The organism is Vagococcus sp. WN80Y (genome assembly GCF_059621045.1).
On sequence record NZ_JCAQHY010000007.1, the window covers coordinates 77,933 to 91,756 of the forward strand.

Sequence of the window (13,824 nt, forward strand, 5' to 3'; positions counted from 1 at the left end):
TCGTTATTTTCTTGTTCTTAACTACTTTACTACTCTGCTTAATTCTAAAAACCGAACTTCTACCTCTTAATAAAAGTGAACAAAATCATGAGAGACTATAACCCTATAAGACAAATAAAGAGGAAAATCATCGTCAATGATTTCCCCCTTTAATTCTTATTAGATTATTCAGTTGATTTTAACGCCTCAATCATGTCAACACTACGTAATTTGCGGTGCATGACCCACATGACAATTAGTGAGAATAGTAGCGTTAACAGTGCTGAGTAAAGGTAACTCATGCCATGAATTGTCGGTGAAAACATCAGCATATCAACTTCTGCTGTTTCTAAGACGAAACCATGAAGTAGTTTCCCTGCAAAACACCCGATAAAAATCCCTAATGCTGTCAAGATATTATTTTCTCGGTAAACGTACATTGTCACCTCATTATTATAAAAACCCAATACCTTAATTGTTGATAGCTCACGAATTCGTTCAGAAACATTAATATTGGTTAAATTGTATAAAACAATGAACGCAAGCGTTCCTGCTGAAATAATCAACACCCAGACCACAATCGTTAAGCTATCAATCGTATCATCCATCGCTTTGCTTGTTTGACTTAGGAAACTGACATTGACTACCTTTTCGTTCTCCAACAAACCAGCAGAAATTTTATCCTCTTCTTTTTCAGTCGGTTTTTGATTGAATAGTAATAACTCTGAATTATAATCGGGAGCATTGTTGAAGACTTCCTCATAATAGTTTGGTGTCATATAGACGAAGTGCATCGCATAATTCTCAACAATATTGGCAATTTTCACTGGATAGGCTTGATTATCACTATCTGTCAGTTCAAACGTATCGCCAACATTTAGCTTAAACATTTTCGCTAGCTTCTCATTGATAATTGCCCCTTCATCGGTCAGCGTAGAAACTTCACCTGATTTTCTATTATTAAATAAAACAAAATCAGCTAAGTCTTTGGTTTCTTTTGGTACATCTAATGTGACAGTTTGAGTCGTTTTACCTTTTTCCATAACACGCATTGACTGCTGAGATAAAACCAATCGTTTATCCAGATCTGAGACTTTTTTTACGTCCTCATCATAAGCAGCTGTTTCTTCTTTAGTGGCATCATCATTATACGTCACAATCGCTTGATAGTGCCACAGCTTACTAAACTGAATTGAAACCACATCAGAAATCGAATCTCTGACTCCAAAACCAGTAATGATTAAAGCCATACAACCTGCGATCCCAAAAACTGTCATGAACATCCGCTGTTTATAACGGAAAAGATTTCTAGCCGTTACTTTATGATTAAAGCTTAGTCGTTTCCAAATGAAAGTCAATCGTTCTAAGAAAATTCGTTGCCCTGCTTTTGGTGCTTTCGGGCGCATCAAGATTGCCGGTGTGCTAAATAGATCATAGCGTAGAACAACCATTGAAGAAATTAAGGTACACAATAGTGCCACAACAATTGATTGAATCGAATAACTTGCATAATAAATAGTGCCTGCTGAAGGTAAATTATAAAGCGAGCCATAGGCATCTATAATCACCCGCGGAAAAACATTAAAGCCAATAATTAAGCCTAGAATGCTTCCGACTAAACTTGCCGCCGTTGCATAGACGATATACTTTTGAGAGATTTCCCAGTTGGTATATCCTAGTGCTTTCAACGCGCCAATCTCACCACGTTTTTCATCGACCATCCGTGTCATGGTTGTTAGACTTACTAGAGCCGCAATCATAAAGAAAAAGACTGGAAAAACTGTCGCAATTGACGAGATTCTCTTAGAATTCTCATGATACTCTGAATAGCCAGGATTATCTTCCCGTTCAAAATAAAAATAATCAGGTTCTTTTAAATCAGCTACTTCTTGTTCCTTTTCTGCTAACTCTTTTTTACCATCTGCCACTTTAGCCGACTCCGTTTTTAAGGTTGCTTCTCCTTCTTTGATCGTCGCTTCGGCATCAACTAATTTTTGTCGCCCTTCTGCCAACTTAGCTTGTCCATCAGTTTTAGCCTGTTCAAGTTGAGCGTAGCCTTGATTTAAACTCGTTTGTCCCTCTGCAAGTTGAGCTCGAGCCGCTTCAATTTGCGCCACTCCAGAATTGTATTGAGCCTGCCCCTCTTGATAATCTGCGGCCCCCTGCTGAAAAGGCAACAGCCCATTAATTAACTGTTCCATTGGGCCTGTTTGATTTGCAATGCCTTGAGCTGCTTCTGTTAATTGTGGAGCAATTCCTAAAATCATGGGACGTGTTTCAGGACTCATTGGGACTCCTGAGACTGCCATGATAGCCAACTGTGCCTGGCTTAAATCAACAAATGAATTGAATAAGCCGTTACGCCAGCCTGCTAGTTTCTCATCTGGAATAACCTCACCATCAGGCGTACCATTAGCTGTAGCAACCATCTCATTAGCAATTCCCGAAAGGTAAGCTGAAAACTGCTGCAAGTTAGATATTTGCCCTTGAAGCGTCGAAACATCTGTCCAGGGATCAATCCCTTGAGCACGTAATTGTTGTTCAGCTTGATCTAACTGGGCTTTAGAAGCCCCTAAAGTTTGCTCTGCTTGTGCTAAAGTTTGTTCTTGAGTTGCTAGCTCAGCCTGTCCATTTGTCAATTCTTGAGCGCTGGCTGCCAAGGTTGCTTCACCATTGGCAATTTCTTGATTATAAGTAGCTTCGGCATCCGCCAGCTCTGTCTGACCTTGAGTCAAATCGGCCCGTCCCTGATCTAGCTTGGCCTGAGCATCATCAAGCTTCTTTTGACCATCAGCCAGCTCTTTTTTGGCTTTATTAATTGGTTCTTTCGCTTCTTCTTTTATTTCTGCCAACCGTTCTGCTGGTCGAGCTTTAAAATTTTTCTTAACCGTCTTTTTACTGGCAGCTAACGCTTTATCGTAAGCACCAGAATAAGCCGCTAACCCAGCAGTCGTTTTGAAGGTATAGTACACCTCTGTATATGTCTCCATCTCAAAACTTTCTTCTGGTATCACAGCAAAGTAATCGATTGATCCTTTACCGACTTTAGTATTACCACGTGTCATATTTTCAATGAACATTGGTGAATTAACAAATCCAACCACTTTATACTCAGTCTGATTAAACTGTTCTAAAGTTTCTTTATCCCCCTGAATCTTGAAGGTATCACCAAGTTTATACTCCCCGTATAACTCAGCCAAATCATCTAGAGCAATCTCATTCTTTTTCTCAGGCAAACGCCCTTTGATTACCTTATAGTGATTTAATTTCTCTTTCCCCTCTGGTAAGGAGTAAAAGCGAACCACGCGATTATCCGTTACCATATTGATATCCTGACTATAGCCTGGTTGAACGACATCAACATCAGGGTCATTTCTTAAAAGTGCAAGATCATCCTCTGTAATCCCCATTGTTGAGACAATTTTCCCATCCATCAACTGCTTATCAGTAAAATAACGATTCGCCGACTCGTTCATCACAGGTCCTGTCGCTTTAATGCCAGCGTAAAAACAAACGCCCAGCAAAATAATACCTAAAATGGAAAGAAACCGCGCCTTAGACTCAACTATTTCGCGCATAATGGATTTGCGCAGTGCTTTCTTCTTCATTCTCTCACACCTACCACTCTATTTTTTCCACAGTAATAGGATTAGGATTCGTCTCGATACTTCTCACACGTGCATCATTAATCCGAATAACCCGATCAGCCATCGGCGCAATTGCTGAATTATGAGTAATAACAATCACCGTTGTCCCAGTATTACGACAACTATCCTGTAACAATTTCAAAATCTGCTTCCCTGTCTCATAATCCAATGCCCCCGTCGGCTCATCACATAATAATAATTTCGGATTCTTAGCTAAAGCTCTTGCGATTGCGACCCGCTGTTGCTCGCCCCCTGACAACTGTGCTGGAAAATTAGCTTTACGTTCATCTAAACCAACCTGCTCTAAAACATAATCCACGTCTAAAGCATTCGGTGATATTTGTGAGGCCAGCTCAACATTTTCTTTAGCCGTCAAATTGGGCACCAAATTGTAAAACTGAAACACAAAGCCCACATCTAAACGACGATAGGTCGTTAACTTTCGGTCATTGAATTGGGCAATATCAGTGCCGTCAACTGTAATAATCCCTTCATCGCAAGTATCCATTCCACCTAAAATATTTAATACGGTTGACTTACCAGCGCCACTGGGTCCTAAAATAACCACAAATTCCCCTTTTTCAATCGAGAAATTGATGTCATTATTGGCAGTAATCGTTGTTTCTCCCATTTTGTATCGTTTAAATACACCTGATAAATTAACGTAACTCACTCACTATCACTCTCCTTATTCCGTCATTGGTCTCTTAAAATCAGCATGATACTATCACTATCATGTCTATTGTCAGACAATAAAAACAACTAACCTTCTGCTTTCACCTAATAGTCAAGAAAAACTAACTGGTAAAACCATCTTATCTTGAAATATCTAACTAAAACGTACATCTACTATTTTAACATATTTACGTTAATGGATAGCGAAAAAACATTTATAACGGATTCATAATTTTTCTTTGAGTTATATCGTAAAGTTTCGTATAATACCAAGTGATAGATACGAAGTTCGTTCCTTTCGATAACCTAAGAAACAGAAAGTGAGAATACATGGCCAAAAAAAGAAAGAATAGTCCTAAGCTAAACCCAACATTAACTACTATTATTATTTTAGGCTTATTGTTTATGGGGGCTTTAGGTATCCAAGTACCAGAAATTTTACAAGATTATTTTGGCATAGAAACGCCTAAAACAGTTGAAAAATCTTCTCAACAGCAGCCTCCCAGTTCAGAGACTGGTGACAATCCCGGTCCAGTTGAACACGGTTTTGCTACCTTTACTCAAAAAGAGCTAAGTGATTCAACAAAAGGCTGGATCACTTATGGCAAGCTCGATGGACTTGAGCGCCCGACTGAGGCTAACGCACTCATCAAAAAGAACATGATTAATACCGGCACCAAAGCTAATGCCAATGTTCGTCCTCCAGGATTTATCTCTGGCTTAGAACCACATGGGCATTCTCGCGGCCATCTCATCGGTCGCCAATTTGGTGGCAGTGGTGATGATCCAAAAAACTTGGTGACAATTTACCAAACACCTGTCAACAGCCCGATGATGACAAAATATGAAAATCAAATTCGCCAAGCCGTTGATAAGGGGGAGACTGTACGCTACCGAGTTACTCCTATTTACGATGAGAGTAACCTTATGCCAAAAGAAATTCATATGGAAGCACAAAGCATCACTAAAGATGGTACAATTAACTTTAACGTTAGCATTTTAAATTTGAAATAGGAGGCAAACCGTATGCAACAAGTTTTTGTTACCTTACAGCATTTACTAAAAGACAAAACTGTTTCAACCTTCATCAAACACTTTGATGACCGCCGTATCTTTCAATACGATGATTACTTTTTATTAGATCAGGAGCGAATCGTGCGACTTTTCAATGCAAATGTTGAAGCACTTCTATCTGATATTACTCTCACGCCTGATTATTTTGACACTGAAACAAAGGTCGTTGCAATGACAATTGATGGTGATTTTATTTTAGCTAATAATCAGCGCACTTATGTGATTCCTAAAAGCCTCATCAAAGCTGATATAGAAATTTACGAACTTCCCTTAATCGATTTCTTCGTGGCGTATGAGGAGCAACAATTGAATTCGACCATCTTGCCTACAGCCACCTTACCAGAAGACGGCGAGGAGGAAATCATGGCGGAACTCCCACAAAAAAATGAACCTGACGAACCTAAAAAAGGATTTTTCTCTCGCTTCTTTGGTTCATAATAAAAAGGATCTCGGATACGATAACGTATCTGAGATCCTTTTTAATTAATTAATCTTCTAAATAAATATCCTTATAATCATACGACGCCCCTGCCGTGTGGGAGATATATCCCTTCATCTTAGGATTCCGTAAATGACCTTCAACCACTTGATACACCGGAATAATCCCTGTATCTGTTTCTAACAATAATTTTTCAGCATCTAAATAATTTTGCCATCTAGCTTCTAGATTATTCCCATTTTTAATAGACGCTTCTTCAATTAATTTGTCATACTCTGGGTTAGCATAACGCCCACGGTTGTATGGATTTCCTGTTACAAATAAATCAAGGAATGACCCTGGATCGTTGTAATCCGCACCCCAACCTGTCAGAACCATATCAAAATCGCCTGCTGTTGTCCGCTCTAAACGAATTGGCTTCGTAACAGGAGAGACCGTTGTTTTAATTCCTAAAACGTCTTTATAGGCTCCCTGCATATATTCAGCAATCTTCTTCGTGGAGTCATTATCATCCGTCATAATATCAAAACTAATTGTATCGACACCTAATTCTTTTTTAGCTTTTTCAAAATGCTCTTTAGCTTTCGCTTCATCGAATTTTTTATAAACACCTGAATCATCTACAAAATCTTTTTTAGTTTCAGGGTTAGAAGCTAGTTCGCGTGGGACGATTCCTGTTGAGACCCTTGAGCCATCTCCCAGCACATTATTAACAATAGCTTCGCCGTCAATCGCGTAAGATAAGGCCTTTCTTAAATTAACATTATCAAATGGCTGTGTCTTACTTTCTTTATTAACATCAATGTAAATTGTCCGACCATCTGACTCAGTCACATAATTATCATCTTCTCGGTACTGCTGAGCAAGCTCTCCTGTAATGATAACATCGTCCAATTGACCGTCTTCAAAAAGATTCAAGGCTGTTGAAGCTTCTTTTACTACTTGGGCATCAACCTGGCTTAGTTTTACATTATCAGCATCCCAGTAATCTGGATTTTTAACATATGACCACTCAATATCAGAGCCAACTCCATCAAACTTGTCTAATAGAAACGCGCCATTATAGATTGCATGATCACTAGTACTAGCAAATTCTTTGCCAAATTCCTCAACAGATTTTTGATTTAATGGGTAGAAAGTTGGAAAAGCAAGTAACGACTCAAAATAAGGAGTCGGTACTTCTAAAGTGATTTTTACTTCTGTATCACTAACCGCCTCAATTCCTAATTCCTCTACTTTTTTATCGCCTTTAATAATCGCCCCAGCATTTTTAACTGGTTCTAATAAATAAGCGTATTCCGATCCTGTTTCTGGATTAGCCACTCGTTGCCAAGCATAAACATAATCAGCTGCCACAACAGGTTCTCCATTTGACCACTTCGCATCATCTCTAAGAGTCAGGGTATAAGTCAACCCGTCCTCACTTATTTTTGCTAATTCCTTTGCTCCTGCTGGTATCGGCTGGTTATCCTTATCCATACGATAGAAGCCTTCATAAATCTGATTCAGTAAACCAAAGCTAACTTTATCTGTTGCTATAGCTGGGTCAAGAGAAGCAACCTCTTGCGGTATCCCAAACTTAACGACTTGTTCTGTCGTTTTACTTTCTTTTTTTTCACTACTTTTTTCTTTTCCGCCACCACAGGCCCCTAAAACAAGGACTGACGCTAGGATAACTACCGAACTAACAAATTTTTTCTTAGACATATAAATCCCCCTTTAAACAACTATAACCAATATCATACGTTAAAAATGAGGAACTTTCAATCTTTTTAACATTATTTTATCATCTAGCTCTCATCATCTTCTTTTGACTTTCTTAAAATTAACAGTTATAATTAATCAGCAACGCTGACTATCAGAAAGGAGGAACGATTTGATTAATCTAAATCACTCATGGGGATACACTCTCAGTAAGATTTCTCAACAAATGAATGACCGCTTCAGTAATAAGCTTATGGCTGATTCTATTGACGCTAGAGACTTCGGAGTCCTAACAACGATTCATTCTAATCTCCCTTTAACTCAAAAGGAGATTGGTCACTTAATGACAATCGACCGGACGACAATGGTTCAGTTAATTGATCGGTTAGAATCAAAAGAATTAGTCATTAGAGAAATCAATCCCGAAGATCGTAGGCAAAATCTAATCATTCTTACAGAATCCGGTAAAAAAATTGTCATAACTATGTGGCAAGAATTGGAAAAAAGTGAACACCATGTTATCAGCCATTTAAACGAAGAACAAAAAAAAGCCATTTTTAAAATGGTTCAATTAATTAAGGAGAATGATAAATGACACCTTTAGACTATTTAAACGCACAGCTTGACTTGACAATCAGCCCTATGGATTACATGACTTATGCAAAGGAACACCCTGAAGGCTATCTTTTGATTGATGTTAGGAATGCTCCACCTCATATGAAAAAAGAAAAAATTATAGGCGCACATGAGATTCCTTTAAATGAGCTGCCAAATCAATTAACTCATTTACCAAAGGATCAATTAATTATCGTCTATTGTTGGGATGTATGGTGCAACATGGCGAAGAAAGCCAGTGTCTGTTTACTTGAAGAAGGCTATCAAGTGAAGGAGCTGAGTGGAGGAGTCGCGGCTTGGAAAAGCCTTGGTTTAGACACAACTCCTTTGTAGCCCTCTTTGGTTTTTCCTCCAAAATGAGAAGTCAGTAATAACATAAATAAAATGAGAGAGTAAGACAAATTTGTCTCACTCTCTCGTTTAGTTTAATCAATTTAATTTTTTAACTTCTAAGCCTCATAACGGCAATTGCCATCTAAATATGTCGCTTCTAATTCCATTTTATCAGATAAAACAATAAAATCGGCTGCACGGCCTTTAGCAATCATTCCACAAGTATCATCGATATTACAGCTAACAGCCGGGATTAAACTCGCCATCATAACAGCCTGTTCTGGTGTTGCCATTCCCCAATCTACAACATTTTTCAACGCTTCTTTTAATTTTAAAATACTACCTGCCAAATTACCAGATTCTAAACGAGCCGTTCCTTCCGCTACCACAACTGGAAACTCGCCTAGCATGTAGTTGCCATCAGGCATGCCACCTGCCATCATACAATCTGTGATTAAAGCAATATGATCATGTCCTTTTGTTTTAACCAAAACATCCATCGCATTTTTGTGAACATGATGACCGTCACAGATTAACTCAGCGTATACATCATGTAAAGTCATCGTCGCACCAACCATCCCTGGTTCACGGTGATGAAGTCCCCGCATGCCATTAAAAGCATGAACGAAAACACTCGCACCAGCTTCGACAGCTTTTTGAGCTTCCTCTAACGTTGCATCACTGTGACCAAGTGCCACAACAACTCCCTGTTTAGTCACTGCTTCAACAAACTCTGTAACACCTTCACGCTCAGGAGCTAACGCAATCTTTTTAATGATCCCACCGGATGCTTCTTGCCATTCGTTAAATACCTCTAGACTTGGGTCAGAAAAATAGCCAGGATTTTGCGCCCCTTTATATTTTTCAGTAAAGAAAGGACCTTCAAAGTAGATACCTTGAATTTTTGCTCCTTTAACTTCTTTTTGAGTCTCCCCAATCGTTTTCGCAACCTTCGTTAACAGGTCGCGAGAAGACGTTAACGTCGTTGGTAAATAAGAAGTGACCCCACAAGATAGTAAGCCTTCTGACATTACCTTTAAGCCCTCAGCATCGGCATCCATAACATCATGATTCATATAGCCATGAATATGAGTGTCAACTAAGCCCGGAGCAATCCACTTGCCTGTATAATCAGTCACAGTCGAATCTGCTGGTACTTCTTTTATGACATTGCCAAATAAGCCATCTTCAATCTCCAAATAACCGGGACCTACTACCCCACTTTTTAAAAAGAATTTGTCTGCTTTGATATACGCTGTCATCTTGATCCTTCTTTCTCTATAAATCTCTTATTTAAAGAGAGTTATAAACTTCTTTTATACTATCTAAACTACGCTTTTTTTAGAGAAAAGTCAAGATTGGTGTATACCACTATTTAAATAAAAGCTCTTTGCTCGTTGCGATTTCTTTCAGCATTTCTGCCATCTCAACAAACCTAATAGCCTCGTCTAACTGATTGTGGTCTTCTAAAATAATTCCTTTCAACATCAATAGCTCTTCCAAAAAATAATAGCTATTTTTTTTGCGTGACCAAGAAATCCCTTGGTCGATCAATTCCATTGCCATATCATAGCTAGAAAGCTCAATACACGCCGCAGCTGCATTATAAAAAATCTTTGTCAACCCCACTTGACAACGCTCATCTGGAAGAGTATAAAACAGTGCCACGCTCTTTTTGAAGAAATAATCACCAAGATCCCCTTGGCCTAATTCAAAATAGACACGTCCCACTTCACTCAATATAAGAATTTCCATATCCGTCACGATCTTTTTTTTGTTTGAATAGGTATAATTTAAACTTTTTTGCAGCATTTCCAAAACTGCCTCTAAATTACCATTCAAATGATACAAGCAAATCGCACAATAATAGCCGTGCTTTTGGCGTTCTTCATTTGAATATAGCTGATTACTAATGTATTCTTGGCTTACAAGTTTATTTAGCTCATTAAACTCCTTAATTTGGTAGTAGTAAGTCATTAAATCCAACCAATCATTATTCTTTTTAATTGTTTTCGTATCTTGGTTTAAAACTTGATCGATGGTGACTTCTAGGCGTTTACATAGTTGTTGCATGACTACCACGTTCGGTACTTCTTCGTTATTTTCAATTCGGCTTAGCACACTTTGCGAACAGATGTTGTCTGCAAGCATCTTCTGTGTAAAATGTCGCTCTTTTCGCAACTTTTTAATTACCGACCCAAATTCGTACACTAGGACACCTCTTTTTTTCAATATGCTAATTAACATTTTAATCCTTTTTTTTCGATTTATCAACAATTTTCGAAAAATAAAAGGCACTTAATCTGTGAATTTACATTCAAAAAAAACTACTAACTAGTCAGTTAATAGTTTTTAGTCTTTTATATAGCCTTAAGTAAAGGCGATTCCTCTATTTAGACTTGTTTATAGGTGCTTAAAAACTCCCCCATACTTGTTGTCATCTCTTTTAAATCTTCCACTTTCGGTAGATAAACCACTCGAAAATGATCTGGTTCTGTCCAATTAAAGCCACCACCATGAACCATTAATATGTGATGTTTGTGTAGAAAATCAAGAACAAATTGTTCATCATTTTTGATATTAAACTTTTTAATATCTATTTTAGGGAATATATAAAAGGCAGCTTTTGGCTTAACTGCTGTAATTCCCGGAATATCATTTAAAGCCTTCCAAACAAATTCTCGTTGTTCATAAATCCTACCTCCTGGCAGTAACAATTCATCTGCACTTTGATAGCCACCCAGAGCAGTCTGAATAATTTGTTGAGACAACACGTTTGAACAGAGTCTCATCGACGCCAGCATGTTTAAGCCTTCTATATAACCTTTAACATGTCGTTTGTCACCACTCAAAACCATCCACCCACAGCGGAAACCAGCAACGCGATGAGATTTCGATAGCCCATTGAAACTCACTACAAACAAATCTGGCGCCACAGTTGCCATCGGAATATGAGTTAGACCATCCATCACCAATCGATCATAAATTTCATCTGCATAAATAATTAGATTATTCTCACGAGCAATTTGAGCAATCCCCTCTAAAATTTCTCGCGGATACAGGGCACCTGTCGGATTGTTCGGATTAATAACTACAATCGCTTTAGTTCTAGGCGTAACTTTACGGCGAATATCTTCTAAATCAGGGTTCCATTCAGCCTGCTCATCACAGATATAATGGACAGGAGTTCCACCTGCCAAAGAGACTGAGGCCGTCCATAAAGGATAATCTGGCATTGGAATTAAAACTTCATCTCCGTTATTTAATAGCCCTTGCATACTCATTGTTATTAACTCACTGACACCATTTCCAGTGTAAATATCATTTATCGTCACATTTGGAAAACCACGTAATTGGCAATACTGTTCAATCGCTTTACGGGCTGAGAAGATTCCTTTTGAATCCGAATAACCTTCGGAATCACGTACATTCATTATTAAGTCTCTGACAATCTCGTTAGGCGCATCGAAGCCAAAAGGAGCGGGGTTACCAGTGTTTAACTTCAGAATACTAATCCCCTCTTCAATCATGCGATCCGCTTCCTCGAGGACAGGACCACGTACATCATAACTGACACCTTCTAATTTCATTGATTTCTGAAATTCTCTCATCTTCCTATTCCTCCCGTAAAAATCCTTTTTTGGTTATAGCTAAAATTACACTAACTACTAACAAATTGCAATTACTTTTAGTTATCTTTAGAAAAAAAAGAGAAAAACTTTTCTTCAAGTTTTTCTCTTTCCTAATTATTTTATGCTCTTTTGGTTACTTTTGAGGCAGGGTCTAAGCGACGCTCTAACACTCCTAGTAACCAATCAACTGCAATAGCCATCAAAGCAGTTGGCAGTGCCCCAACTAAAATCAAAGCAGTTCCATCAGTCGCATTCGTTCCACGGATAATAATATCCCCCAGTCCACCTGCACCTACAAAGGAACCAATCGCTGTAATTCCAATTGCGACAACCAAGGCATTTCTAATCCCCGCCATAATCACTGAAATCGACAAAGGCAACTCAACTTGAAAAAGTAGCTCCAAGCGGGTCATCCCCATCCCTTTCCCAACATCTAGGACAGTGGAATCAACCTGAATCATTCCCGTGTAAGTATTAGAAATGATTGGGAGTAAAGAATATAGAAAAACTGTTACGATAACTGTATTTACCCCTAAACCAAGACCCAACATCAGGATCGATAGCATCGCTAATGACGGAACCGTTTGAATCACATTCGCTGCATTAATGACCCAACGGGAAAGCTTTCGCTTACGAGAAATTAAAATCCCTAACGGAATACCGACAATCGCCGCAAATAAAACTCCATATGCCGAAATTAAAAAGTGACGGCTGAATTGACTCAACACATAGCTACCATTTTCATTAAAATAGTAGAAAAATTGCTCAAATACATTTAAGTCTTTCATTAATTTGCGTCTCCCTTCTCACTAAAATAGCGATGCTCTTGTAAAAATCGTTTTGCAACAATTTCTGGCTCCAGCAAATTATCATCCACTTCAAAATTTAATTTTTGCATCGTTGCTGTATCAATTTTGCCAGATAACTTGGACAAAATCCCATCCAACTCAGGAATTTTTTTAAGTAACTCTTCCCCGACTACAATTGAACAATCGTAAGGTGGGAAAAATTGGCGATCATCTTCTAAAACAACTAAATCATAACTTGCAATACGGCCATCCGTTGAATACCCTAATACCACATCCATCTTACCGGCATTGACAGCGTCATAAACCAAGCCAATTTGCATCGGGTAGACTTTACCAAAATCGAAGCCATAGTCTGCGACAAAGCCTTTATACCCATCCCCTTTGCGGTCAAGCCAAGAAGTATCAACTCCAGCAGTTAACTCAGAGGCAACCTCTTTTAAGTCGCTAATTGTTTTCAGATCATATTTCTCGGCCGTTTCTTTCTTCACCATAAAAGCATAGGTATTAGCAAAGCCATAAGAAGGATACCATTTCTGATTGTAGCGACTTTTAAACTCTTCTTGTACCTTTTTCAACGCTTTTTTAGGGTCCTTAATAGGCTCTAATTTGAGTGCTCCACTTAAATCAGTTCCTGTATAACGAGAGGCTGAAATACTGACATCACCATTTAGCATCGCTTGGTGCATGACTGTAGATGAGCCTAGATTGTTGACCGTATTTACCTTCACATCTGTATAATGTTCAACCATCTCTTTAACTATCCCGGCTAAAATTTGTGATTCTGAAGTCGACATACTACCAACGGAAATCGTGTCTTTACTATTGCCACTCGGTAGTCCTGGTAACGAACAAGACCCTAAAAAAATTGCCATAACAACGGTCAATAACATTGCCATTATTTTTTTTCTTACTGTCAT

The 13,824-nt window shown here is 38.5% G+C and carries 12 protein-coding genes; 4 read left to right on the plus strand and 8 right to left on the minus strand.

Going from position 1 to position 13,824, the window contains the following annotated elements; all coding sequences use genetic code 11:
* Positions 1-164: 164 nt before the first annotated feature.
* The gene (locus AC5KOD_RS01915) at positions 165-3,587 is read right to left on the minus strand and encodes an FtsX-like permease family protein (protein ID WP_496912859.1); all 3,423 of its coding nucleotides are present in this window, start codon (positions 3,585-3,587) and stop codon (positions 165-167) included.
* A gap of 10 nt (positions 3,588-3,597) precedes the next feature.
* Positions 3,598-4,257 (minus strand): ABC transporter ATP-binding protein, encoded by a 660-nt coding sequence (locus AC5KOD_RS01920; RefSeq protein ID WP_496912940.1) that lies wholly within the window; start codon positions 4,255-4,257, stop codon positions 3,598-3,600.
* 374 nt (positions 4,258-4,631) lie between these two features.
* Here AC5KOD_RS01920 and AC5KOD_RS01925 point away from each other — a divergent pair, with 374 nt between their 5' ends.
* Both AC5KOD_RS01925 and AC5KOD_RS01930 read left to right on the plus strand, forming a co-directional pair.
* Positions 4,632-5,315, plus strand: a complete 684-nt coding sequence (locus tag AC5KOD_RS01925; RefSeq protein WP_496912860.1) for a DNA/RNA non-specific endonuclease — start codon at positions 4,632-4,634, stop codon at positions 5,313-5,315.
* Positions 5,316-5,327: 12 nt separating this feature from the next.
* Positions 5,328-5,813 (plus strand): hypothetical protein, encoded by a 486-nt coding sequence (locus tag AC5KOD_RS01930; RefSeq protein WP_496912861.1) that lies wholly within the window; start codon positions 5,328-5,330, stop codon positions 5,811-5,813.
* 49 nt (positions 5,814-5,862) lie between these two features.
* Here AC5KOD_RS01930 and AC5KOD_RS01935 read toward each other — a convergent pair whose 3' ends face one another.
* A complete protein-coding gene (locus AC5KOD_RS01935; RefSeq protein WP_496912862.1) occupies positions 5,863-7,521 on the minus strand; it encodes a peptide ABC transporter substrate-binding protein in 1,659 nt (552 codons plus the stop codon).
* Between the two features lie 169 nt (positions 7,522-7,690).
* On the opposite strand from AC5KOD_RS01935, the gene AC5KOD_RS01940 reads away from it, so the two are divergent.
* On the plus strand, positions 7,691-8,113 hold the full coding sequence (locus AC5KOD_RS01940) for a MarR family winged helix-turn-helix transcriptional regulator (protein WP_496912863.1): 423 nt from the start codon (positions 7,691-7,693) through the stop codon (positions 8,111-8,113).
* Positions 8,110-8,466: a rhodanese-like domain-containing protein gene (locus AC5KOD_RS01945; protein WP_496912864.1), complete on the plus strand. Its 357-nt coding sequence runs from the start codon at positions 8,110-8,112 to the stop codon at positions 8,464-8,466. The genes AC5KOD_RS01940 and AC5KOD_RS01945 overlap by 4 nt, the downstream gene beginning before the upstream one ends.
* Before the next feature lie 116 nt (positions 8,467-8,582).
* On the opposite strand, the gene nagA is transcribed toward AC5KOD_RS01945, so the two are convergent.
* From nagA to AC5KOD_RS01970, 5 genes are all read right to left on the minus strand, one after another.
* On the minus strand, positions 8,583-9,728 hold the full coding sequence (gene nagA, locus AC5KOD_RS01950) for an N-acetylglucosamine-6-phosphate deacetylase (protein ID WP_496912865.1): 1,146 nt from the start codon (positions 9,726-9,728) through the stop codon (positions 8,583-8,585).
* A 109-nt stretch (positions 9,729-9,837) separates the two neighbouring features.
* On the minus strand, positions 9,838-10,677 hold the full coding sequence (locus AC5KOD_RS01955) for a helix-turn-helix domain-containing protein (protein ID WP_496912866.1): 840 nt from the start codon (positions 10,675-10,677) through the stop codon (positions 9,838-9,840).
* 182 nt (positions 10,678-10,859) lie between these two features.
* Positions 10,860-12,077 (minus strand): pyridoxal phosphate-dependent aminotransferase, encoded by a 1,218-nt coding sequence (locus AC5KOD_RS01960; RefSeq protein ID WP_496912867.1) that lies wholly within the window; start codon positions 12,075-12,077, stop codon positions 10,860-10,862.
* A gap of 140 nt (positions 12,078-12,217) precedes the next feature.
* Positions 12,218-12,886 (minus strand): ABC transporter permease, encoded by a 669-nt coding sequence (locus AC5KOD_RS01965; protein ID WP_496912868.1) that lies wholly within the window; start codon positions 12,884-12,886, stop codon positions 12,218-12,220.
* Positions 12,886-13,824, minus strand: a complete 939-nt coding sequence (locus AC5KOD_RS01970) for an osmoprotectant ABC transporter substrate-binding protein (protein ID WP_496912869.1) — start codon at positions 13,822-13,824, stop codon at positions 12,886-12,888. Before AC5KOD_RS01970 ends, AC5KOD_RS01965 begins: the two co-directional genes overlap by 1 nt.